Origin of the sequence: Halalkalibacter suaedae (genome assembly GCF_017939705.1) — a bacterium.
GTDB classification, from domain to species: Bacteria; Bacillota; Bacilli; order Bacillales; family Bacillaceae_D; genus Halalkalibacter; species Halalkalibacter suaedae.
In genome coordinates this window covers 247,329-270,796 of the sequence record NZ_JAGKSQ010000001.1, presented here as the reverse complement: position 1 = coordinate 270,796, position 23,468 = coordinate 247,329, and the positions used below count along the sequence as shown (strand labels likewise).

The window sequence follows — 23,468 nt, the reverse complement described above, 5'->3', positions numbered from 1 at the left end:
CCAATGGCAGTTGAACAGCCTAAAGTGTATATTGAAGTTATTAAACAAATTAATGAGATTATTTATGCCGATCAGTTAAAGGAAGGAGACCGCCTTCCGTCTGAAAGAGAACTGAGCGACCGCTTGGATGTCGGACGATCGTCTGTGCGAGAAGCACTTCGAGCTTTAGAACTGCTAGATTTTATAGAAACCCGTCGTGGCGAAGGTACATTCATTAAACCAGTAAACAGTTACCGATTAGTAGATATTCTTTTATCTTTTTTACTTAAAGACGAAAAAGCTGAAAATGATCTTTCTGAAACGAGAAAGATTGTTGAGATTGAGGCATTGAAATTAGCGTGCGAACGAATGACTGATGAAGCGATTGAGCAGTTATCGATGTATATCACTCGTGCTAAGGAAGAATGGCTTCACGGTGAATGGCCAGTTGAAGAGGATTATCTGTTCCATAAGACCATTGTAGAAGGTTGTCAAAATCGTTTACTCTTCAATATATGGATTTCACTCGTTCAATACAATAAAGTAGCGTTGCAGAAATCGTTGCAAAGAGAAGGTCGAGTGCCTATAGCGATCGATGAACATGATGAAATTTATCAAGCGTTACAACGCCGTGATCAGATAGCGGCGGTTGATGCCCTGACGAAACATTTAATGAATAGTCGATTTTAACTATTTGTTCTGTAATAAATAGAGTATAGAAACCATACAATCCAAAAAGTGATAGAAGTCCAGTGAGGTGGAAGAATGCTTAAAGATTTCCTAAAGAAAAAAAAGAGATATGCGACGATTCCCTCTGAACGAGCAAAAAAAGAGGTACCTGAAGGTTTGATGACGAAGTGTCCTTCTTGCCGAACAATTATGTATACAAAAGAATTAAAGAAAAATCTTCTCGTTTGCGACTCATGCGGCTTTCATCATCGAATGACAGCCTATGAGCGAATTGCTAGTTTGTTTGATGAAGACTCTTTCGTTGAAACAAATAAGGACATGCTGAGTCTGAATCCTTTAAATTTCCCTACTTATGAAGAGAAATTAGAAGCAGATCGAACGAAAACAGAACTAAACGAAGCAATTGTGACAGGGTATGGAACGATTAACGGATTTAAAGCAGTGATCGCTGTCATGGATTCAAGATTCCGAATGGGAAGTATGGGTTCTGTTGTTGGTGAAAAAATCACCCAAGCGGTTGAGGAAGCGATTGAACGTAAGGCACCGTTATTATTATTTTCTGCCTCAGGTGGAGCGAGAATGCAGGAAGGTGTTCTAAGTTTAATGCAAATGGCAAAGACAAGTGCAGCCTTGCAAAAGCTAAGTAAAAAGGGGGGACTCTTTTTATCAATTATGACCCATCCAACAACAGGTGGTGTGTCTGCTAGCTTTGCTTCTTTAGGAGATTATAATTTTGCTGAACCGAAGGCGTTAATTGGTTTTGCGGGTAGACGGATTATTGAACAGACAATTAGGCAAGAGCTTCCCGATGATTTCCAAACAGCCGAGTTTCTGCTAAAGCATGGTCAATTAGATCGTGTTATTCCTAGAAACGAGATGAAGGATACGTTAACAAAAATTTTAGATATACATGAAGGAGGTTTCTCTAATGGCAAATGATTTAGGGTTTGAGAAACCAATTATCGAACTGAAAAATAAAATTTCTGAGCTTCGTTCGTTTACTGAAGAAAAAGAAATTGATTTATCGGATGAGATTAGAAAGCTAGAGTCCCGACTAGAGCAGTTGGAAAAGGATATCTATGGAAATCTACAGCCTTGGGAAAGAGTTCAAATTGCAAGACACAATGAAAGACCGACAACTTGTGATTACATTGAGCATCTTTTTACCGATTTCTTAGAAATGCACGGGGACCGATTGTATGGCGATGATGCTGCAATTGTCGGCGGGATTGCCAAGTATAAAGGGAAGCCAGTGACGGTGATTGGACATCAACGGGGAAAAGATACGAAGGAAAACATTTACCGAAATTTCGGAATGCCTCATCCAGAAGGATACCGCAAGGCGTTGCGTTTAATGAAACAAGCAGAGAAATTTCAGCGACCGATTATTTGTTTTATTGATACAAAAGGGGCTTATCCTGGAAAAGCAGCTGAGGAAAGAGGCCAAAGTGAAGCGATTGCTAGAAATTTGTTAGAAATGGCTGGTTTCACTGTTCCGATTGTATGTATTGTTATTGGTGAAGGGGGAAGTGGTGGAGCACTTGCACTTGGTGTAGGTAATCACTTACATATGCTAGAGAACGCCACTTATTCCGTAATATCACCAGAAGGTGCAGCTGCGTTGTTGTGGAAGGATGCATCACTTGCACAGAAAGCAGCGGAGTCAATGAAAATTACAGCACCCGATTTAAAAGAGTTAGGAATCATTGATGAAATTATTAGTGAGGTCAAGGGTGGTGCACATCGACATATTGCTGAACAAGCGAAAAAAATTGATGTGACATTAGAGCAATCTTTGGCTGAGCTATCCAAATTAAGTGAAGATGAACTTGTTGAACAACGTTATCAAAAATACAAAAAAATCGGACAATATACACATGTAAACGATGCCATACCTATTATATAAAGAAAAACTACATTCTCACTTGAGAATGTAGTTTTTCTTTTGGTAGTATCTGTATTGTGTTTATTAAGTTAAAGTGGTATTTTTAAACTCGGGTACGATGTTAAATTTAATGGTAGTGAGAATTAATTTAGGGGTATTATGATATATTGAGGGTAAAAGTACACATGCTATTAAAGCGAAGCATGGAACTTTTCTAACATATAATAAATCTAATGAGGAGGAATGTCATTATGAAACGTATTGGAGTTTTAACAAGCGGCGGTGATTCACCCGGAATGAATGCTGCAATTCGTGCAGTAGTAAGAAAAGCGATTTACCATGGCCTAGAAGTGTATGGGATCTATTATGGGTATGCTGGTTTAATGGCTGGGGATATTAAAAAAATGGAACTTGGCTCAGTAGGAGATATAATTCACCGTGGTGGAACGATGCTATATACAGCACGCTCTGAAGAATTCAAGACATTAGAAGGTCAAAAAAAGGGTATTGAACAGCTAAATAAGTTTGGTATTGAAGGTTTAGTGGTTATTGGTGGAGATGGTTCTTATCGCGGAGCCCAAAAATTAACTGAACATGGCTTTCCAACGATTGGCGTCCCTGGGACAATTGACAATGATATACCAGGTACCGATTTTACGATTGGATTCGATACAGCACTTAATACAGTGATTGATGCGATTGACAAAATTCGTGATACTGCAACATCTCATGAACGTACATATGTTATTGAAGTCATGGGACGCCATGCAGGAGATTTAGCTTTATGGTCAGGACTAGCGGACGGAGCTGAAACAATTGTTATTCCTGAGGCTGACTATGATATGAAAGATATTATTGGTCGTCTTAAACGCGGTCAAGATCGAGGTAAGAAGCACAGTATTATTATTGTTGCAGAAGGTGTTGGTAGCGGGTTTGAATTTGGTGACCGAATTAAACAAGAAATGAACCTTGAAACGAGAGTAACGGTTCTAGGTCATATTCAACGCGGTGGTTCACCAACAGGATTTGACCGAGTGTTAGCGAGCCGTCTAGGTGCAAAGGCTGTTGATCTTCTTATGGAAGGTAAGGCTGGTGTAACAGTAGGTATTGAGCGAAATGAACTTGTTTATCATGATATTGATGAAGCTCTTTCAAGAAAACATGCAATTGATTTGGAAATGTACAAGCTATCACAAGAATTATCAATATAATATAAAAACTAGGATAAGAAGAAAGTAGGAGGCATTTATGCGTAAAACAAAAATTGTCTGTACAATAGGACCTGTAAGTGAATCGGTTGAAAAACTTGTTGCGTTAATAGAGGCTGGAATGAACGTTGCTCGTTTGAATTTTTCTCACGGAGATTTCGAAGAACACGGTAACCGAATTAAAAACATTCGAATTGCTTCAGAGCAGACTGGAAAGAAAGTAGCGATTCTTCTTGATACAAAAGGACCTGAAATTCGCACACAAACACTTGAGGGTGGAGTTGCAGAGTTAAGAACAGGTGAAGAGCTAGTCGTCTCAATGACAGAAGTAGTAGGTAATAATAAGAAGATTTCTGTTACATACCCTGGTCTAGTTAATGATGTGCATCCAGGTTCTAAGATTTTGTTAGATGATGGCTTAATTGAGCTAGAAGTTACTGAAATTAGAGATAACGAGCTTGTCACTAAGGTAATGAATGACGGCACGTTGAAGAACAAGAAAGGGGTTAACGTACCTAATGTAAGTGTTAACCTACCAGGAATTACAGAAAAGGATACAGCAGATATCAAATTTGGTATTGAGCAAGGTGTAGATTTCATTGCTGCATCATTCGTAAGACGTGCATCTGATGTTCTTCAAATTCGTGAATTGCTTGATACAAATGATGGTAGTGAAATCCATATTATTCCTAAGATTGAAAACCAAGAAGGTGTCGATAATATCGATGAAATCTTAGAAGTGTCTGACGGCCTAATGGTTGCACGTGGAGATCTAGGGGTTGAAATTCCGGCGGAGGAAGTACCTCTTGTACAGAAAGAGTTGATTAAGAAGTGTAATACAGCTGCTAAACCTGTTATTACTGCAACTCAAATGCTTGACTCTATGCAACGCAATCCACGTCCAACACGTGCTGAAGCAAGTGATGTTGCTAATGCGATTTTCGATGGAACGGATGCTATTATGCTTTCTGGTGAAACAGCTGCTGGGGACTACCCAGTTGAGTCAGTTCAAACGATGCATAATATAGCTACACGTACGGAGAAAGCATTGAACTATGAAGCGATCTTAAGAAAGAAAACAAAGGAAGCTAATACATCAATTACGAGTGCGATTGGTCAATCTGTTGCACATACTGCTTCGAATTTATCGGCAGCTGCAATTTTATCAGCTACAGAAAGTGGTCATACTGCTCGAGTTGTATCGAAATATCGTCCGCTTTCACCGATTATCGCTGTGACAAGTAGTGAAAAGGTTGTTCGTAAGTTAAATCTAGTTTGGGGGGTAACTCCTGTTCTAGGTAAAACGGCAGCATCAACTGACGAGATGTTTGAATCAACGGTTGACTATGCACTTCAAAATGGTTCGATCAAGCAAGGTGACCTGGTTGTCATTACTGCTGGTGTACCAATTAATGAAACGGGAACAACAAATATCATGAAGGTTCATGTTATTGGCGAAGTAGTAGCAAAAGGCCAAGGAATTGGTGGTCGAACTGCGGCTGGTCGTGTTGTCATTGCTAAGAATGCTGAAGAAGCAAATGCAAAAACAACTGAAACATCAATTCTAATTACTTTCAGCACAGACAAAGATATGATTCCTGCGTTCGAAAAAGCGGCAGCAGTTATTACTGTTGAAGGTGGATTAACTTCACATGCAGCTGTTGTAGGATTAAGCTTAAGTACACCAGTGATCGTTGGTGTAGAAGAAGCACTTGATTTATTTAAAGAAGGCGAAGAGATTACTGTTGATAGTTCACGCGGTAATATTTACAGAGGTCACACGAGTGTACTATAATTAGAGAGAGGAGAAGGGAGTCCCCTTCTCTTTTTCTTTTTTTAAAAAGATTCTATACAAAAAAGGAGCATGAGATGTTTAGATTATTGCTGATACTTATCATTCTTGTCCCAGCTCTAGAGATCGCTCTTCTAATCGTTTCTGGAAATACATTAGGTGTCTGGCCAACCATTGCTTTAATTATTGGTACAGGTGTTCTAGGAGCTTGGCTTGCTAAGAAGGAAGGACTACAGACGATTAAATTAGCTCAGTTACAGATGCAACAAGGGCAGCTGCCAAGTGGAGTTATTCTAGACGGTGTATGTATCCTAGTAGGCGGTGTTGTGCTACTAACTCCTGGTTTTATAACCGACGCGATTGGTTTCTTTTTGCTAATTCCTCAAACGAGAGCGACGGCTAAAGTTTTGTTAACAAAATTGATAAATCGTATGATCAAAAATGGAAATTTCATTATTATGAATAGAAGATAAACACCTAATAAATGACTCACAAGTGTATTTCTAAATCCGAGTTAATAAATTGGTAAAGAAGTTTAAGCTAAAACGTTCACAAAAGTGTAATTAATCGTTATAATGAAACTTGTGAGTCATTCTTTTTACATAAGACAGCTACTTGCATAAATGCTTTTTTAGATTGTAATGAAATGTAAGCATTTACTAGTTTAGAACAATACAATAGAGAAAAGGAGAGGTTAATTTGAGTACAACTCGTGGTCTAGAAGGTATTGTAGCAACAACATCAAGTGTAAGCTCTATAATCGAAAGTGTCCTTACCTATCAGGGATATGATATTGATGATTTAGCAGATAATGCGAGTTTTGAAGAGGTTATTTACCTCTTATGGAATGGACGATTACCAAAAGAAGCTGAACTGAGTCAATTAACTTCGGAACTAGCAAATCATGCAGAAGTACCTAAAGAGGTTATTGACCAAATGAAAACTTATCCAATTGGAAAGGTTCATCCAATGGCTGCTTTACGCACGGCAATTTCAAGTCTGGCATTATTTGATGAAAACGCAGACGTTATGGAAGAACAAGCGAATCATCTTAAGGCAATCAAGATTCAAGCACAAATCCCTACGATTGTGACAGCGTTTTCTCGAATCCGCGAAGGTCTAGAACCAGTAAGTCCACGTAAAGATTTGGGCTTTGCTGCTAATTTTCTATATATGCTAACTGGAAATGAGCCTGATGATATCTCAGTTGATGCGTTCAATAAGGCATTAGTGTTACATGCTGACCATGAGTTAAATGCCTCTACCTTTACTGCTCGAGTCTGTGTTGCCACGTTGTCTGATGTCTATTCAGGTATTACTGCTGCTATTGGTGCATTAAAAGGTCCTCTTCATGGGGGAGCTAATGAAGCGGTAATGAATATGCTCTTAGAAATTGATAAGGTTGAAAATGTTGAACCTTATATTCGAAAAGCATTGGACAACAAAGAAAAAATTATGGGCTTTGGACATCGTGTTTATAAAAAAGGTGATCCACGTGCGAAGCATCTAAAAGACATGTCTAAGCGTCTAACAGAAATCACTGGTGAAACAAAGTGGTATGAAATGTCGACAAAGATTAACGAAATTGTGACTGGTGAAAAGGGTCTTTTGCCAAATGTCGATTTCTATTCTGCTAGTGTGTATCATAGTTTAGGTATTAAGAGTGATCTTTTCACACCAATCTTTGCTGTTAGTCGTACTTCAGGCTGGTTGGCTCATATTTTAGAGCAATATAGTAATAACCGTCTGATTCGTCCACGAGCAGAGTATGTTGGCCCACAAAAACAAAGCTATGTTTCAATTGATCAACGATAATAGCGTATGATGGGGGTATTGCCCCCATATACATAGATTTTTTCACGTTCCATTAGAAAGAAAGTTTTTTAAAACAATTAGGAGGTCATGCGTAATGTCAAACGGAGAAACAATTAAAGTAAACAATGGTGTTCTTGATGTTCCAAATAACCCAATTATCCCTTATATCGAAGGTGATGGAATTGGTCCTGATATTTGGAAAGCAGCTTCACGTGTATTGGATGCTGCAGTTGACAAAGCATACAATGGGGAAAAGAAAATTGTTTGGAAAGAAATCTTAGCTGGTGAAAAAGCATTTAATGAAACAGGTTCATGGCTGCCAGATGAGACTCTTGAAGCTGTTCGTGAATACATGATTGCAATCAAAGGTCCATTAACTACACCAATTGGTGGAGGGATCCGCTCACTAAATGTGGCACTTCGTCAAGAGCTAGACCTTTATACTTGCTTACGTCCAGTTCGTTACTTCCAAGGTGTACCTTCACCTGTTAAACGTCCTGAAGATACAGATATGGTTATCTTCCGTGAGAACTCTGAAGATATCTATGCAGGAATCGAGTTCCAAGAAGGTTCTGATGAAGTGAAAAAACTGATCGATTTCCTTCAAAATGAAATGGGAGCAACAAAAATTCGTTTCCCTGAAACATCTGGTATCGGAATCAAGCCAGTATCTAAAGAAGGAACTGAACGCTTAGTTATCGCTGCTATCCAGTATGCTTTAGATGAAGGACGTAAGAGCGTAACGCTTGTTCATAAAGGAAACATCATGAAATTTACTGAAGGAGCGTTTAAGAACTGGGGCTATGAAGTAGCTGAACGTGAATTTGGTGATAAGGTATTCACGTGGGCACAATACGATAAGTTAGTTGAGTCTGAAGGTAAGGATGCTGCAAATAAAGCACAAGATGCTGCTGAAGCTGCTGGCAAAATTATCATTAAAGATTCAATTGCAGATATCTTCTTACAACAAATTTTAACTAGACCGAAAGAGTTTGATGTTGTTGCAACAATGAACTTAAACGGAGATTATATTTCTGATGCATTAGCTGCACAAGTTGGTGGTATCGGTATCGCTCCAGGTGCAAATATTAACTACGATACAGGACATGCTATTTTTGAAGCGACACATGGTACAGCACCTAAGTATGCTGGACTTGATAAGGTGAACCCTTCTTCTGTTCTTCTTTCAGGTGAATTAATGCTTCGTCACCTTGGCTGGAATGAAGCAGCAGATTTGATCATGGCTTCAATGGATAAAACAATTGCAAGTAAAGTAGTTACTTATGACTTTGCTCGTCTAATGGATGGTGCTACAGAAGTTTCTTGCTCAGGTTTTGCTACAGAATTAATCAACAACCTATAATTAAGCTATAGTGGAGGAGATTAAATCATGGCAATAAAGCGTAGAAAGATTTCCGTTATTGGTGGCGGCTTCACTGGTGCGACAACTGCTCTAATGGTCGCACAAAAAGAACTAGGCGATGTTGTCCTTGTTGATATTCCACAGATGGAAGGCCCGACAAAAGGCAAAGCCCTTGATATGCTTGAAGCGACTCCGGTAATCGGTATTGATTCTACAATCATCGGAACATCAAGTTACGAGGATACGAAGGACTCAGATGTGGTTGTTATTACGGCAGGAATTGCACGTAAGCCAGGGATGAGTAGAGATGATCTTGTAAATACCAATGCGGGCATCATGAAAGCTGTAACGAAGGAAGTTGTTAAGTATTCTCCGAATTGTTATATCATCGTATTAACAAACCCTGCTGATGCGATGACATATACAGTATTTAAAGAATCAGGCTTCCCGAAAAACAGAGTTATGGGTCAATCTGGTGTATTAGATACAGCTCGTTTTCGCACATTTGTGGCTCAAGAGTTAAATCTTTCCGTTGAAGACATAACTGGGTTCGTTCTTGGAGGCCATGGTGATGATATGGTTCCACTGATTCGGTATTCATTTGCCGGTGGTATACCTCTTGAGAAGTTGATGCCTAAAGAGCGTCTCGATGCAATTGTCGAGCGTACTCGTAAAGGCGGCGGTGAAATTGTCGGACTATTAGGTAACGGAAGTGCATACTACGCTCCAGCAGCATCTCTTACACAAATGGTCGAAGCTATTATTAAAGATAAAAAACGTATTTTGCCAACAATTGCTTATCTTGAGGGTGAATATGGTTATGAAGATCTTTATGTTGGTGTACCGACCATTCTCGGTGGAGACGGAATTGAGAAGATTATTGAATTGGATTTAACAGAGGATGAAAGAGAAGCCCTCGCAAAATCTGTTGAGTCTGTTAGAAATGTAATGTCAGCACTCCCAGAATGATCATGATTTTAAACCCTCTTTTTTCACTATGAAAAAAGAGGGTTTTATTTAATCTGAAAAAGAAATAGTAGAATACATTCAAAATTGCTATAATTGATTAAAAGAGATAAAAAATGGGATGGACGTTCTGGATGGATAATCGTTACAATTGACTCACATTGAGTAAATGTGTTTGGAGGAGAACCATGACAAAACGCTTATTAGTTGTAGATGATGAAGAATCGATTGCAACCTTATTGCAATTTAATTTGGAGCAAGCAGGTTTTGAAGTAGTTACAGCTTCTGATGGAGCAGAAGCACTGAAATTAGCTGAATCAAAACCATTTGATTTAATGGTGCTTGATCTAATGATTCCTGAGGTAAATGGATTAGATGTTTGTAAGAGACTTCGAGAGAATAAGATACATCTACCGATTCTGATGCTGACAGCTAAAGATGATGAGTTTGATAAAGTTCTTGGTTTGGAGCTAGGGGCAGATGATTACATGACAAAGCCTTTTAGTCCAAGAGAAGTGGTTGCTAGAGTAAGAGCGATCCTTCGAAGAGTAAGTCAATTAAAAATCGTTGATGATGATACAATAAGTGTTGAAGCAAATGTCATTACATGTGGTGACGTTCACATTTATCCAGATAATTACGAGGTTCATTATCAAAATCAATCACTTGATTTAACGCCAAAAGAATTTGAACTACTTCTCTATCTTGGTAATCATAAAGGACGCGTATTAACGAGAGACCAATTATTAAATGCCGTTTGGAACTATGAGTTTGTAGGTGACACAAGGATTGTTGATGTTCATATTAGCCACCTTCGTGAAAAGATTGAACCAAATACAAAGAAACCAATCTACATCAAAACAATACGTGGCCTAGGATATAAACTTGAGGAGCCGCAGTTTGATGCATAGACTTCGTTTTAAATTAGTCCTATCCGTTCTAGCAATTACAATGCTAGTCATGGCTGGTCTAGGTTTTGTCACTGGTCATATTTATGGAGATCATTACGAGAACAATATGAAGGACCGACTTGAAAAAGAGGCACATTTGGCTTCAGACCTCGTATCAAAAGACGGAATTGATCCAATACTCTCGCAACGTCAAGCTGAGATCATCTCTGATAGGCTTGATGCTAGAGTTACAATTATCGCCTTAGATGGAACCGTCGTTGGTGAGTCTTCTACGGACCCGATATTAATGGAGAACCACCTAGATCGACCTGAAATACAAGAACTGATCAATGGGAACGATGGCTCCAAAATTCGTTATAGTACTACGGTTGAAGACGAGTTGCTCTATTATGCTGTAGGGGTTAAACAAGATAACGAAACGATTGGCTATTTTCGGTTAGGCTTATCAACTGATCGTATGTCAGAAATGACTCAATCAATTTGGACGATCATTAGTATTTGTTTTACATTAGCTTTTGTTATTATCGTATTTATCACGTATCGATTAGCAAACCAAATGATTGAACCTATTGAGAATGCGACCTCTGTTGCTATTGAACTTGCAGAAGGTAATTTTAAAGCAAGGACCTTTGAAGGGAATCAGGATGAAATTGGTCAATTATCTAAATCAATCAATGTTTTAGCTTATAATTTGGAGCAATTAACTAGGCGCCATCAAGCCCAAAAGGAACGCATGGAGACATTAATTGAAAATATGGGAAGTGGCCTAATTCTGATAAATACTAGAGGGGATATTTCCCTTATTAATCGCACGTGTCAACTTATTTTTGAGGAAAACACAGAACTTTGGGTAAATCAATTGTATCATGATGTCATTAGGCATAAAGAGCTTATTAAGATCATACAGAACGTCTTTATAACTGAAAAAAGACAAAGAAAACAAATCAGTTTTCCTGTTCTATTAGAAATTCGTCATTTCGATGTGTATGGTGCTCCTGTTGTTAGTGATAGTGGAAAACTAAAAGGGATTGCTTTAGTCTTACATGATATTACCGAGTTAAAAAAGCTCGAGCAAGTTAGAAAAGATTTTGTTGCAAATGTCTCTCATGAGTTGAAAACACCTGTTACCTCAATAAAAGGATTTACAGAAACTCTTCTTGATGGGGCGATGCATACAGAGGAGCTTAGAGGGAAATTTCTTGGTATTATTTATAAAGAGAGTGAGCGCTTACAAGGGTTGATTCATGACTTGCTTGAATTATCAAGAATTGAGCAACAATATTTCAAGCTTAATTGGCAACAAACGAATGTCAAAGCCATTATAGAAGATGTAGTTGTCTTGTTAAGAGATAAAGCTAACGAAAAGAAGATTGACCTAGAGTTAATCACAAGTGGGGATTGTTCAATTAAAGGAGATCCGGAACGAATCAAACAAATTGCAATCAATTTGATTAATAATGGCATCACCTATACCCAAGCTGGAGGGAAGATTCTAGTCACATTAGATGGGGATTCAGATGAGAATGTGATGTTGCAAGTACGTGATACCGGAATTGGAATTAGTGAAAGTGAGCTTCCGCGAATTTTTGAACGTTTTTATCGGGTGGATCGTGCAAGAAGTCGAAACTCAGGTGGAACTGGATTAGGACTTGCGATTGTAAAGCATCTCGTTGAAGCACATCATGGCAGAATTAGTGTTGAAAGTGAGCCAGGAAAGGGCACAGCCTTTTCTATTTTCTTTAGTCGCTCCTTTGAGGAATAGGTCGAATTTGTTCGGAATTTACACAATATTTACAATAGGTTCATTCTAGCTTAAATATTGTATATTAAAATGAATTACGAACGGTTTTATCTATCCCATGGCGAATGATGATTCATCCCTTCATTCTGCCGTAGGTTACATCCCCATTATGAACGAAGGCATTAATTGCTTTCGTTCTTTTTTTCAATGGTTTAGAAAACCCCTGGCTATGTCGGGGGTTCAAAAGAGCTTCTAGCCGCAGAGCAAACAGGCTGGGACATAACTAAAGTGTCTAACTGAAATACCGAACAAAGCAATCACATAGCGGATGAAATATACGTAGACTCCTGCGGGATGAAAAAGCCAAGGGTGAGACCCCACAGGCGTAGCCGAGGAGGCTCACCGGCTTCCCGCGGAAAGCGAAGTATATTTCAGGAGCGGTTTACTTTCGCCAGCTATCATTGTTCGGATTTTCTTTTAGTTAAATCACTTTTGTCCCAGCCTGTTTTGATTTATGAAAGCATGATCTTCATTTCTCAGTATTATAATGATAAATGAAACCGATCGATTCATTTATTCGTATATGTTTACAAATAGGTAAGGAAAGGGTGATTTGATGACGATAAAGCAATTATTAGTAGGATTTATCTCCTTAGTTGGTATTGCGATTTTAGCACTTTTCCTCATTACGGGCTGGTATACCGTTGATGAGTCAGAGCAGGCGGCTTTAATTACCTTTGGTAAAGTAGAGGAAACCATTACTGAGCCAGGCTTGAAATTTAAGATGCCTTGGCCGATTCAACGAGTCGTTATTTTATCAAGAGGAACATATAATCTCCAAGTCGGTTATGAAGAAGAAGGCGGAGAAGTGGTTGAATTTTCGGATGAGGCGAAAATGATTACAGGGGATGAGAACATAATTTTTGCTGATTTAGCTGTTCAGTGGAGAATTACTGACCCTGAGAAATATCTATACAGTACAGAAAAGCCAGAACAAATTCTTCATGATGCGACCTCAGCAACATTACGTGGTGTAATAGGGAGCTCTAAAGTAGATGATGCCTTGACTGACCAACGTCCTGCGATTGAAGCAGAGGTTTTTGAAAAGCTAGTTACCTTGCTAGAAGTCTATGAAATTGGAATAAGCATCCAGGATGTAAAGCTTCAAGATGTTGAATTACCGACAGAGGAGGTAAGGCGTGCTTTCACTAAGGTGACAGATGCACGGGAAGAGCGACTAACGAAAGTCAATCAAGCTGATCGATATCGTAATCAATTAATTAACGAAGCAAAAGGGGAAATTGATGCGATTATGTCTAGAGCAGAAGGTACACGTACCGAACGAATCGAGAATTCTCGTGGAGATGTTGCTAAGTTTAATGCTCTTTATAATGAATATTTGGTAAATCCTGAAGTGACGAGACAGCGTCTTATTCTTGAGACATTAGATAGTGTTTTACCAGATACAGAAATCTACATTATGGATGGAAATGATACTGTTAATTACTTACCTATTCGTCCGCTTGAAAGACAGCAGCAGACGACAGCGGAAGGAGGAACAAATTAATGAGTGATGATAATATTGTCGATTTAAATGAAAAAAGACGTCCAAGTGATGAGTGGCGAAGATATGGGAAGCTTGTTGCCGTGGCGATTATTTTGATTGTGATTGTTGCAACATTATTAAGTAATCTGTTTATTGTAGAGCAAGGACAATACAAGATTGTGCGTCAATTTGGCGAAGTGGTTCGAATTGAAGATGAACCCGGACTAAGCTATAAGATCCCCTTCATTCAGTCTGTGACTACATTGCCTAAATATCAAATGATTTATGATATTCCACCTGCTGAAATTAATACAAAAGATAAAAAGCGAATGTTAGCCGATCACTATGCAGTTTGGAGGATTGAAGATCCACAACTCATGATCTCAAACGGGGTAACGATTGAAAGAGTTGAAGCGATTATGGGTGAACAAATCTTCTCTGCGATTCGGGCTGAGCTAGGTCAGCTTAATTTTGAAGAAATTATTAATGAAAAAGATACGTCTAGAGGAAGCTTTAATGATTTAGTTCGAGAGCGTGTAAATGACGCCCTTGCTAGTGGTGATTATGGAGTATATTTAACTGATGTAAGAATGAAGCGAACAGATTTGCCGAAAGAAAACGAAGAAGCGGTATATCGCAGAATGATTTCTGAACGCGAAACGAAGGCACAGGAGTATTTATCACAAGGGGATGCAGATGCTAATCGAATTGAAGCAAATACTGATCGTGAAGTAAAGGAAATGGTTGCTAAAGCGAATGCAGACGCAAATGAGATTATAGGTGAGGGTGAAGCAGAGGCTGCTCGAATCTATAATGAAACCTTTGGCCAAGATCCAGAATTCTATCAGCTGTATCGAACATTGCAGTCATATGAAAAGACAATTAACGGAGAAACGGTCATTGTCCTACCAGCAGATTCGCCATATGCGAGGATCTTAATGGGCTACACAGAATAATATTTGTTTGAGGGAACCAAAGAGCCATGTCGCTCTAAATCAGGTTTCCTCTTTTTTCATCTTTTTAGCAGGCTATGCTACAATATATGTACATAGTTAGACAATGAGAGGAGCAGTTAATTTGAATAAGCTCGTATTAATAGATGGAAATAGTATAGCCTATCGTGCTTTCTTCGCCCTGCCTTTATTAAACAATCAAAAAGGTGTATACACAAACGCAGTATACGGTTTTTCAACGATGCTATTTAAGATTATTGAGGAGGAAAAACCGACACATATGCTTGTCGCTTTTGATGCTGGAAAAACAACATTTCGTCACAAAACATACAGTGAATATAAGGGAGGACGCCAAAAGACTCCACCTGAATTATCAGAACAATTCCCATTAGTTAGGGAGCTTCTAGATGCATTTAACATATCTAGATATGAGGCAGAGAATTATGAAGCCGATGATATTATTGGAACCTTGGCAAAACAAGCTGGTGAAAAAGAAGATTGGGAAGTGAAGATTTATTCAGGTGATAAAGACTTACTGCAATTAATCTCAGACAAAGTAACCGTTATTCTTACGAAAAAAGGAATTACAAATGTTGAGGCATATGATATCGCTCATCTAGATGAAGTATATGGAATTACCCCTAAACAAATCATCGATATGAAGGGGTTAATGGGCGATAGTTCAGATAATATCCCTGGAGTTCCTGGTATTGGTGAGAAGACAGCATTGAAGCTTTTGAAGGAATTTGGAACCGTAGAAGAGGTCCTTTCGTCAATTGATCAAATTTCCGGGAAGAAAATGAAAGAGCGATTAGAAGAAAATCGTGAACAAGCATTGATGAGCAAAGAATTAGCAACAATATTTGTTGACGTTCCGCTTGAAGAATCATTCGATCAGTATACATTTGGTGATTATGAAACAAATAAGGTTGTAGGTTTACTAAAAGAACTTGAGTTCACTTCATTGCTTTCGAAGTTCGATCAAGAATCAGCTGTGGAGGAGGAGGTAGAAGAAATTTCTTTTTCTATTGTTGATCAGATTACGGACAAGCATCTCGCCAACGAATCCTCTGTCATTGTAGAAGTATTAAGTGAAAACTATCATCAAGCTACTATTGAAGGAATAGCAATTGTGAATGAAAATGGTCGTTTTTTCATAAAAACGGAAACAGCATTAGAGTCAACTGCATTTGTTGAATGGGCCAATGATGAAACGAAAAAGAAATGGGTATTTGATGCTAAACGTTCTGTTGTTGCCCTTGGCTGGAAAGGAATTATGTTCGAAGGTGTTGAGTTTGACTTACAAATGGCCTCGTATTTACTTGACCCATCCCTTGCAACTCATGATATTCATGAAGTCGCATCAAGACAAGGAAAATCAATTGTTCAGGCAGATGAATTCATTTACGGTAAAGGGGCAAAGCAAAAGGTTCCCGAGATCGATAAGCTAGCTGAACATCTTGTTCGAAAAGCAGAAGCGGTCTATCAGCTAAAGCCAGTATTTGAAAAGGAACTCCAAGAAAACGAACAAGAAAAGCTCTATACGGAACTAGAAATGCCTTTATCGATTGTGCTTGGACATATGGAGAAAAATGGGGTAAAGGTTGATAAACAGCAGCTTGAGCAAATGGGTGAGGATCTAAATAATCGACTTCAGGAATTAGAGCAGAAAATTCATTCATTAGCTGGCGAGGCATTCAATATTAACTCACCAAAGCAATTAGGAGAGATTCTCTTTGTGAAACTTGGCTTACCACCTCTCAAGAAAACAAAGACAGGTTATTCAACATCAGCTGATGTACTTGAAAAATTGGCTGAAGAGCATGAAATCGTTGAATACATTGTTCATTACCGACAATTAGGTAAATTAAATTCGACATATATTGAAGGGCTACTTAAGGTTATTAAAGATGAGACGAACAAAATTCATACGAGATATAATCAAGCACTGACACAAACAGGACGCTTGAGTTCAACAGACCCTAATTTGCAAAATATCCCGATCCGACTGGAGGAAGGAAGAAAAATCCGTAAAGCCTTTATTCCTTCAGAACCGGGTTGGAAAATGATTGCAGCCGATTACTCCCAGATTGAATTGAGAGTCCTTGCTCATATTGCAGGGGATGATGGATTAATCGAGGCGTTCCAGCATGATATGGATATTCATACGAAAACGGCAATGGATGTCTTTCATGTTAGCGAAGAGGAGGTCACATCCTCGATGCGAAGAGGTGCGAAAGCTGTTAACTTTGGTATTGTTTATGGTATTAGTGATTTTGGTCTCTCGCAAAATCTAGGCATCACAAGAAAGGAAGCTGGACAATTTATTGAAAGATATTTTGAAAGCTACCCTAAGGTTAAGGAATATATGGATTCGATCGTCGAAAAGGCTAGAGAAAATGGTTATGTCTCCACTTTGCTTCATCGTAGACGCTACCTTCCCGATTTGACGAGTCGTAATTTTAATAAGCGTAGCTTTGCTGAACGTACAGCAATGAACACACCGATTCAAGGAACCGCTGCTGATATTATTAAGAAGGCAATGGTTCATATGGCTGACAAAATGGACGAACGCCAACTGAAAAGTAAAATGCTATTACAAGTGCACGATGAATTAATCTTTGAAGTACCTGAAGAAGAACATGATGAAATGTTGGAATTGATTCGAGATGTCATGGAAAATGCAGTTGAACTACATGTACCGTTAAAAGTAGATGTTTCTTCTGGGGATACATGGTACGACGCAAAGTAAGGAGAGAGGTACATGCCTGAATTACCTGAGGTTGAAACAGTAAGGCGTACATTACGTCAACTTGTATTAAACAAAACAATTAAGGATGTTGAGGTCAAATGGGCTAATATTGTGAAAAAGCCAGATGATCCCGAGCAATTCAGACTGGCTTTGATTGGACAAACAATTCATGAAGTTGAAAGAAGGGCTAAGTTTCTTTTGTTTGTGTTAGATGATATCACTTTAGTCTCTCATCTACGAATGGAAGGAAGATACGGTCTATTTCAAGCTGGCGAGGATCTAACTGCACATACCCATGTCATTTTCAGTTTTACTGATGGGACTGAGCTTAGGTATCAGGATGTTCGTAAGTTTGGGACGATGCACCTTTTTAAAAAGGGGACTGAGCAGAATTCCATGCCTTTGTCTCAGCTAGGTGTTGAACCATTTTCAGAAATGTTTACAGTTGATGTATTAAGAGGAGCATTTCAAAAGACAACAAGAAATGTCAAAGTCGTGTTATTAGATCAGAAAACTGTTGTAGGTCTTGGTAATATTTATGTAGATGAAGCGTTGTTTCGTTCAGGGATTTTACCAAATAGAGAAGCGGCATCGCTGAACGATCAAGAAGTCGTGCTTCTTCACAAAGCAATCATTAACACATTACAGGAGGCTGTTGACTTAGGTGGCAGCTCTGTCAAATCGTATGTGAATGGCCAAGGCGAGATGGGGATGTTTCAGCAGCAACTAGCTGTTTATGGTCGAAAAGGTGAGGATTGTCCTAATTGTGGAACACCTGTGACAAAGACGGTTGTCGGAGGAAGAGGAACACATTTTTGCACGAACTGTCAAAAATAACAGTACTTTAGATAAGCCCTAACCATATACTATCGTAACGTTCTAAATGGAAGGGGCTTATAACGATGGTTGGAATTCTTTCCCTACTCGCACTTGCCTTGGCCGTTAGTCTTGACAGCTTCGGGGTAGGATTAACATACGGTTTAAGAAAAATGAAATTACCGATACGATCATTGTTATTTATAGCCGGTTGTTCGGCTACATCAATATTAATTGCAATGGTGTTCGGAAACTTTATCCAAACGTATTTGTCTCCTGCAGTTTCAGAGATGATTGGTGGTATTATTTTAGTCCTAATCGGTGCATGGGCTACTTATCAAGCAGTCAGACCTGCTGAAAATAAGGAAATAACTAAAGAAGATGAAATTATTTTAAATTTTGAGATCAAGGTATTAGGTGTAGTAATTAGGATTCTGCGAAAGCCGATGACTGCTGATTTAGATCATTCGGGGACAATTACTGGTAGAGAAGCGATCTTACTCGGTATTGCTCTGTCACTCGACGCTTTTGGTGCAGGTATTGGAGCTGCCTTAATTGGCTTTTCTCCGTTTTTAATGGCCTTAAGTGTTGCATTAATGAGTGCATTATTTGTTTCACTCGGAATGAAGAGCGGGCGTAAGTTTGCAGATTCTAAATGGATCAAGAAATTTTCGTTCATTCCTGGGCTACTTCTGATCATTCTTGGTATAAGTAGTTTCTAAATAAAGGAGATCGACAATGTTAATAGGCTTAACGGGCGGTATTGCTAGCGGGAAATCAACAGTTAGTCGAATGATTAAATCACTGGGTCTCCCAGTGATTGATGCTGACGTAATTGCGAGAGAAGTGGTTGAACCAGGAACGGAGTGCTTGAAACAGATTGTTTCTCATTTCGGTTCTGAGGTCCTCGACAGCGATGGGGTTCTTAAGAGGAAGAAGCTTGGTGAAATTATTTTTTCTGATCAAAAAAAAAGAGATGTCTTAAATCAAATTGTTCACCCTGCTGTTCGAAAGCGAATGAATGAACAGAAGGAGCACTATCTTGCTAGCGGTTTTCAAACGATTGTATATGATATCCCTCTACTATACGAGAGCAATCTTTTTCACCTTGTTGAAAAAGTATTGCTTGTTTATGTTGACGAGGACACTCAGCTTTTTAGATTGATGGAAAGAGATAACATCAACAAGGAAGCCGCATTATCACGAATCTTATCACAACAAGCTTTAATTGATAAAAAGGCTCGTGCAGATGCGATTATTGATAACGGTGGATCTATTTTGGAGACAGAGAATCAGCTACATGCGATTTTAAAAAACTGGGACATTCCTGTATAGTTATGTTAGTAGCTGAAAAAGCTAACCATATTGTTAAGTTCACGAGCCAATGTGAAGAATCACTTACAACTTGGTTACATTCCATTTTTTTGAAAGTATATTGGTTAGATTGCAAAACGGGTTAGACCCTTTTTGGACTAACTTCCCCCATGTGATTTAACGTATTACATGCTGTTAAAGGCATGAATTTTTCTGTGAAGGGGGACTCAAAGTATGGACACGATGGGGCGTCATGTCATTGCTGAACTTTGGGGATGCAATGTTGATAAATTAAATAATATCAGTTTCATTGAACAGGTTTTTGTTGATGCTGCACTCAAAGCTGGAGCAGAGGTGAGAGAAGTTGCCTTTCACAAATTCGCTCCCCTAGGAGTAAGTGGAGTTGTAATTATTTCGGAATCACACCTAACGATCCATAGTTTTCCTGAACATGGTTATGCAAGCATTGATGTGTATACTTGTGGTCATTTGGATCCAAACATCGCATCGACGTATATCGCCGAAGCTCTTGACTCAACAACAAGTGAAGTCATCGAGGTACCAAGAGGGATGGGACCCATTAAAATTATGAAATCAAAGGTTCAAACATTGTAGCAAAGAGGCCGGTCAAATATTAAACGAAAATCCGAACAAGATAGCTGATGTAAACCGCTCCTGAAATATACTTCGCTTTCCGCGGGGAACCGGTGAGCCTCCTCGGCTACGCCTGTGGGGTCTCACCCTTGGCTTTTAGATCCCGCAGGAGTCTACGTATATTTCATCCGCTATGTATTGATTTGTTTGGTATTTTAGTTAGACCTTAGACAAAACGTCTTTGAGAAATGATTCTCAAGGGCGTTTTTGAGCTTTTTAATTGGTTTCCCATTTTTAATGGCCAATATTCTTGACATAGAATGATCTATTTTTCCTCGCAATTGTTAGTACAAAGGCGGTTTAAGAGGAAGGAGAATTCTATATTTTCTTGAACAAAGCGTACGGGATGGGAGGGCCGATTCCTGCAGGAGGAAGGGCAGGTGGAAATCCACCGGAAGAGCCGGTTAGTTCCACGCCCGCCTGCGGAAAACGTGCCCCCATCCCGGTAGCGGAGTCGCAGCATCTTACCATGGCCATGCTGGCAACTTACCCTTACATAATTGTCGACTGCCTAGCTATGGGAAAGTTAAGAGGATTTAGTATACGTCGATTCTACAAATCTTTCTATACTGATTGTCTAACAGCTTGAATAGTAATTATGGTATGATAGAGATAAGAACATAGGGGAAAGGGACGATTTCATGGGATTGCTAGATAATGTTAAACGATTCTTTAGTATTAGAACTGAAACGACTGAAGAGCATAATGTGAAGGACCTACAAACACGTTATTATAAAACAACAAAGGATAAAGCAATGCAAGCACTTGAACCGATCTTAGTTCAATCGGGCTGGGAAATTGCTAGATCTGAAGTCGAGCGTGGAGAAATTGTTGCGAAAATGAAGAAAGGCAAGCGAAAGATGCTTGTGTTAACCATTATTACAGTTAAACCATTCAAAACAGCAATTGACTTATCATGTTCAACTGATACGTCCCTTCCTACTGATTTAGGTCACAGTCAAAAAGTTGTCTTAGATATGTACAAGAAGATAGATAAGGAACTCACATATATTGGATCTGGATTAGGGAAAGAACTATTGTAGTACACTTGTCTTATTTCATCTTTTTTTATATGATTATGACAATGCTAGTTTAAATTAGTGGAGATGATTTCATGCGATGTCCAGCTTGTCAATATAATGGAACGCGTGTGCTCGACTCAAGGCCAAGCCATGAAGGACGATCAATTAGACGCCGTCGTGAGTGTGAGGACTGCAACCATCGGTTTACAACATTTGAAATGGTTGAGGAAGTTCCGCTTATTGTCGTTAAAAAAGATGGTACACGACAGGAATTTGACCGAGATAAACTATTAAGAGGCTTGATTCGTGCATGTGAAAAAAGACCGGTACCATTAGAAACACTAGAACAGATTGTAAACGGAGCAGAACGTGAGCTTCGTAACTTAGGGAAGAATGAAGTGGAAAGTCATGATGTCGGTGAGCTAATTATGGAAAGATTAGCGGATGTTGACGATGTGGCTTATGTTCGATTTGCTTCTGTTTATCGACAATTCAAAGACATCAATGTGTTTATAAAAGAATTAACAGAGCTTATGAATAAGAGTGAGTAACGAAGGAGCTTAAAGCAAAATAATGCTGCAAGCTCTTTTTACTCTTTCTACACCAAGAGAAAGAAGGGATAAAGATGACTTGGCATTGGAAGCAACTTCTACCAGTTGATCGCTTTTCTGTTCGTACAAGCCAGTATATAACAGAGTTGGACCAGCTAACATTAACGTTGCTCTATCAGCCGTTAATTGGGGCGATTGCCAATAGCTTTTATGGAACCCTTTTAGCTCAGTTGGAGAAAGATCAGTATTGGAGTCGTGAACAAACGCATAGACAGCTGATGCTGCTTCTCGGGACTTCTTTAGAGGTTATTTTTGAAGAGCGAAAGAAGCTTGAGGGTATTGGGCTATTGAAGACGTTTAAGCGTAAGGATGATGAAGGTACAACCTATCTATATGAACTTCAGCCGCCGATGACACCAAAACAGTTTTTTGAAAATGATGTGTTAAGTGTTTATCTTTTCAACCGGCTTGGTAAGACCCATTATAGGCAGCTTCGTGAACGATTTATCCTTGATGCAGTTGATAAGGATGAATATACGGAAACGACGTATGCATTTGATGAAGTCTTTGCATCCCTACATCATTCTGAAATGGTTTCCAACCTGAAATCAGAAACGAGTAATGCCCTAACGATTGATTCAGGGCAAGAACTTATAACAAAAGCATCATCATCATCTCTTACTTTTGATCATGATTTTGACTTTGATACACTAGAAAAAAGTGTCTCAAGATCGGTTAATCCAAGCGAAATTTTTACTACAGAAGTAAGACAAGCTATTAGCAGGTTAGCTTTTGTCTATCGAATTGAGCCACTTGAAATGAGCAGTATTGTTCTTCAAGCACTCTTGCATGATGACCAATTGAATATAGAAGAATTACGGAAAAAGGTTCAAGAATGGTACAAGATTGAACATGGAACGGAGCCACCTGCCTTAGCTATGCGGACCCAGCCAGTTGTTCATCAACAAATGAATGGGAAAGTACCAACGACTGACGAGGAACGGACAGTTCAGTTCTATGAAACAACACCACCATTGTCCTTGTTAGAAATAAGATCTGACGGTGCTAAGGTTGCGTTGGCCGATGTGAAAATTATTGAATCATTAATGATGGATCATAATTTAAATCCTGGCGTAATTAATGTCCTGCTTGATTTAATGCTATGGAGTCATGATATGAAGCTTTCAAAGGCACTAATCGATAAAATTGCCGGGCATTGGTCACGAAAAAAAGTAAAGACGGTGCCAGAGGCTATGAAATTAGCTCTTCAGGAACAAAACAAAAACAAGCCTAAACAGTCGACAGCATCATCATACAAGCGGCAACCAGGAAAAACAGGAGCTGTCCGTCGGGATAAATTACCTAAATGGCTATTAGCTGAGAAGGAAAAAGATAAATCAGTTGAAGTCCCAAAGAAATCAGAACCGACAAATGATGAAGAGGCGAAAGAAAAAAGCTTTGCACAATTACTTGAAGAGCGCAGGAAAATGAAAAAGTAAGGGGGACTAGA

General features: G+C 39.0%; 21 protein-coding genes. All 21 read left to right on the top strand.

The annotated features are described in order from the left end of the window. The first annotated feature begins 3 nt into the window (after positions 1-3). Positions 4-669, top strand: coding sequence for a FadR/GntR family transcriptional regulator (locus tag J7W16_RS01305; protein WP_210595125.1), 666 nt, complete (start codon positions 4-6; stop codon positions 667-669). 75 nt (positions 670-744) lie between these two features. Further along, positions 745-1,608 (top strand): acetyl-CoA carboxylase, carboxyltransferase subunit beta, encoded by an 864-nt coding sequence (gene accD / locus J7W16_RS01300; protein WP_210595124.1) that lies wholly within the window; start codon positions 745-747, stop codon positions 1,606-1,608. Continuing rightward, positions 1,598-2,575, top strand: coding sequence for an acetyl-CoA carboxylase carboxyl transferase subunit alpha (gene accA / locus J7W16_RS01295; protein ID WP_210595123.1), 978 nt, complete (start codon positions 1,598-1,600; stop codon positions 2,573-2,575). The genes accD and accA overlap by 11 nt, the downstream gene beginning before the upstream one ends. Before the next feature lie 230 nt (positions 2,576-2,805). Further along, positions 2,806-3,765: a 6-phosphofructokinase gene (gene pfkA, locus J7W16_RS01290; protein WP_210595122.1), complete on the top strand. Its 960-nt coding sequence runs from the start codon at positions 2,806-2,808 to the stop codon at positions 3,763-3,765. A 37-nt stretch (positions 3,766-3,802) separates the two neighbouring features. Continuing rightward, entirely contained in the window at positions 3,803-5,557 is a 1,755-nt protein-coding gene (gene pyk / locus J7W16_RS01285) for a pyruvate kinase (RefSeq protein WP_210595121.1), read from the top strand. Positions 5,558-5,631: 74 nt separating this feature from the next. Further along, a complete protein-coding gene (locus J7W16_RS01280; protein ID WP_210595120.1) occupies positions 5,632-6,027 on the top strand; it encodes an FxsA family protein in 396 nt (131 codons plus the stop codon). A 226-nt stretch (positions 6,028-6,253) separates the two neighbouring features. Beyond that, entirely contained in the window at positions 6,254-7,369 is a 1,116-nt protein-coding gene (citZ, locus tag J7W16_RS01275) for a citrate synthase (protein WP_210595119.1), read from the top strand. 94 nt (positions 7,370-7,463) lie between these two features. Then, complete coding sequence (icd, locus tag J7W16_RS01270; RefSeq protein WP_210595118.1) at positions 7,464-8,732, top strand: NADP-dependent isocitrate dehydrogenase; 1,269 nt, start codon at positions 7,464-7,466, stop codon at positions 8,730-8,732. A 27-nt stretch (positions 8,733-8,759) separates the two neighbouring features. Then, positions 8,760-9,701, top strand: coding sequence for a malate dehydrogenase (gene mdh, locus J7W16_RS01265; protein ID WP_210595117.1), 942 nt, complete (start codon positions 8,760-8,762; stop codon positions 9,699-9,701). A 185-nt stretch (positions 9,702-9,886) separates the two neighbouring features. Then, on the top strand, positions 9,887-10,609 hold the full coding sequence (locus J7W16_RS01260) for a response regulator transcription factor (RefSeq protein ID WP_210595116.1): 723 nt from the start codon (positions 9,887-9,889) through the stop codon (positions 10,607-10,609). Next, positions 10,602-12,371, top strand: a complete 1,770-nt coding sequence (pnpS, locus tag J7W16_RS01255) for a two-component system histidine kinase PnpS (RefSeq protein WP_210595115.1) — start codon at positions 10,602-10,604, stop codon at positions 12,369-12,371. Before J7W16_RS01260 ends, pnpS begins: the two co-directional genes overlap by 8 nt. A gap of 595 nt (positions 12,372-12,966) precedes the next feature. After that, positions 12,967-13,917 carry an FtsH protease activity modulator HflK gene (gene hflK / locus J7W16_RS01250; protein WP_210595114.1) on the top strand — a complete coding sequence of 317 codons (951 nt, stop codon included), beginning with the start codon at positions 12,967-12,969 and terminating at the stop codon, positions 13,915-13,917. Continuing rightward, positions 13,917-14,852: a protease modulator HflC gene (hflC, locus tag J7W16_RS01245; RefSeq protein ID WP_210595113.1), complete on the top strand. Its 936-nt coding sequence runs from the start codon at positions 13,917-13,919 to the stop codon at positions 14,850-14,852. The genes hflK and hflC overlap by 1 nt, the downstream gene beginning before the upstream one ends. A gap of 103 nt (positions 14,853-14,955) precedes the next feature. Next, positions 14,956-17,601, top strand: a complete 2,646-nt coding sequence (polA, locus tag J7W16_RS01240; protein ID WP_210595112.1) for a DNA polymerase I — start codon at positions 14,956-14,958, stop codon at positions 17,599-17,601. A 12-nt stretch (positions 17,602-17,613) separates the two neighbouring features. Beyond that, the gene (gene mutM, locus J7W16_RS01235; protein ID WP_210595111.1) at positions 17,614-18,438 is read left to right on the top strand and encodes a DNA-formamidopyrimidine glycosylase; all 825 of its coding nucleotides are present in this window, start codon (positions 17,614-17,616) and stop codon (positions 18,436-18,438) included. A gap of 65 nt (positions 18,439-18,503) precedes the next feature. Beyond that, a complete protein-coding gene (ytaF, locus tag J7W16_RS01230; RefSeq protein WP_210595110.1) occupies positions 18,504-19,139 on the top strand; it encodes a sporulation membrane protein YtaF in 636 nt (211 codons plus the stop codon). A gap of 16 nt (positions 19,140-19,155) precedes the next feature. After that, positions 19,156-19,752, top strand: coding sequence for a dephospho-CoA kinase (gene coaE, locus J7W16_RS01225; protein WP_210595109.1), 597 nt, complete (start codon positions 19,156-19,158; stop codon positions 19,750-19,752). Positions 19,753-19,965: 213 nt separating this feature from the next. Further along, positions 19,966-20,346, top strand: a complete 381-nt coding sequence (gene speD / locus J7W16_RS01220) for an adenosylmethionine decarboxylase (protein ID WP_210595108.1) — start codon at positions 19,966-19,968, stop codon at positions 20,344-20,346. 680 nt (positions 20,347-21,026) lie between these two features. Continuing rightward, positions 21,027-21,428, top strand: a complete 402-nt coding sequence (locus J7W16_RS01215) for a DUF1499 domain-containing protein (protein ID WP_210595107.1) — start codon at positions 21,027-21,029, stop codon at positions 21,426-21,428. Between the two features lie 71 nt (positions 21,429-21,499). Next, entirely contained in the window at positions 21,500-21,958 is a 459-nt protein-coding gene (gene nrdR, locus J7W16_RS01210) for a transcriptional regulator NrdR (RefSeq protein WP_210595106.1), read from the top strand. Positions 21,959-22,032: 74 nt separating this feature from the next. Next, on the top strand, positions 22,033-23,457 hold the full coding sequence (locus tag J7W16_RS01205) for a replication initiation and membrane attachment family protein (RefSeq protein WP_210595105.1): 1,425 nt from the start codon (positions 22,033-22,035) through the stop codon (positions 23,455-23,457). Positions 23,458-23,468: the final 11 nt, after the last annotated feature.

Bases quoted from the DNA above. Each gene is read 5' to 3' on its own strand.
- speD (WP_210595108.1), top strand. From the start codon at position 19,966: ATGGACACGATGGGGCGTCATGTCATTGCTGAACTTTGGGGATGCAAT.
- nrdR (WP_210595106.1), top strand. From the start codon at position 21,500: ATGCGATGTCCAGCTTGTCAATATAATGGAACGCGTGTGCTCGACTCA.
- coaE (WP_210595109.1), top strand. From the start codon at position 19,156: ATGTTAATAGGCTTAACGGGCGGTATTGCTAGCGGGAAATCAACAGTT.
- mutM (WP_210595111.1), top strand. From the start codon at position 17,614: ATGCCTGAATTACCTGAGGTTGAAACAGTAAGGCGTACATTACGTCAA.
- J7W16_RS01260 (WP_210595116.1), top strand. From the start codon at position 9,887: ATGACAAAACGCTTATTAGTTGTAGATGATGAAGAATCGATTGCAACC.
- accD (WP_210595124.1), top strand. From the start codon at position 745: ATGCTTAAAGATTTCCTAAAGAAAAAAAAGAGATATGCGACGATTCCC.
- hflK (WP_210595114.1), top strand. From the start codon at position 12,967: ATGACGATAAAGCAATTATTAGTAGGATTTATCTCCTTAGTTGGTATT.
- J7W16_RS01280 (WP_210595120.1), top strand. From the start codon at position 5,632: ATGTTTAGATTATTGCTGATACTTATCATTCTTGTCCCAGCTCTAGAG.
- pyk (WP_210595121.1), top strand. From the start codon at position 3,803: ATGCGTAAAACAAAAATTGTCTGTACAATAGGACCTGTAAGTGAATCG.
- J7W16_RS01205 (WP_210595105.1), top strand. From the start codon at position 22,033: ATGACTTGGCATTGGAAGCAACTTCTACCAGTTGATCGCTTTTCTGTT.
- J7W16_RS01215 (WP_210595107.1), top strand. From the start codon at position 21,027: ATGGGATTGCTAGATAATGTTAAACGATTCTTTAGTATTAGAACTGAA.
- pfkA (WP_210595122.1), top strand. From the start codon at position 2,806: ATGAAACGTATTGGAGTTTTAACAAGCGGCGGTGATTCACCCGGAATG.
- polA (WP_210595112.1), top strand. From the start codon at position 14,956: ATGAGAGGAGCAGTTAATTTGAATAAGCTCGTATTAATAGATGGAAAT.
- mdh (WP_210595117.1), top strand. From the start codon at position 8,760: ATGGCAATAAAGCGTAGAAAGATTTCCGTTATTGGTGGCGGCTTCACT.
- J7W16_RS01305 (WP_210595125.1), top strand. From the start codon at position 4: ATGGCAGTTGAACAGCCTAAAGTGTATATTGAAGTTATTAAACAAATT.
- icd (WP_210595118.1), top strand. From the start codon at position 7,464: ATGTCAAACGGAGAAACAATTAAAGTAAACAATGGTGTTCTTGATGTT.
- pnpS (WP_210595115.1), top strand. From the start codon at position 10,602: ATGCATAGACTTCGTTTTAAATTAGTCCTATCCGTTCTAGCAATTACA.
- accA (WP_210595123.1), top strand. From the start codon at position 1,598: ATGGCAAATGATTTAGGGTTTGAGAAACCAATTATCGAACTGAAAAAT.
- ytaF (WP_210595110.1), top strand. From the start codon at position 18,504: ATGGTTGGAATTCTTTCCCTACTCGCACTTGCCTTGGCCGTTAGTCTT.
- hflC (WP_210595113.1), top strand. From the start codon at position 13,917: ATGAGTGATGATAATATTGTCGATTTAAATGAAAAAAGACGTCCAAGT.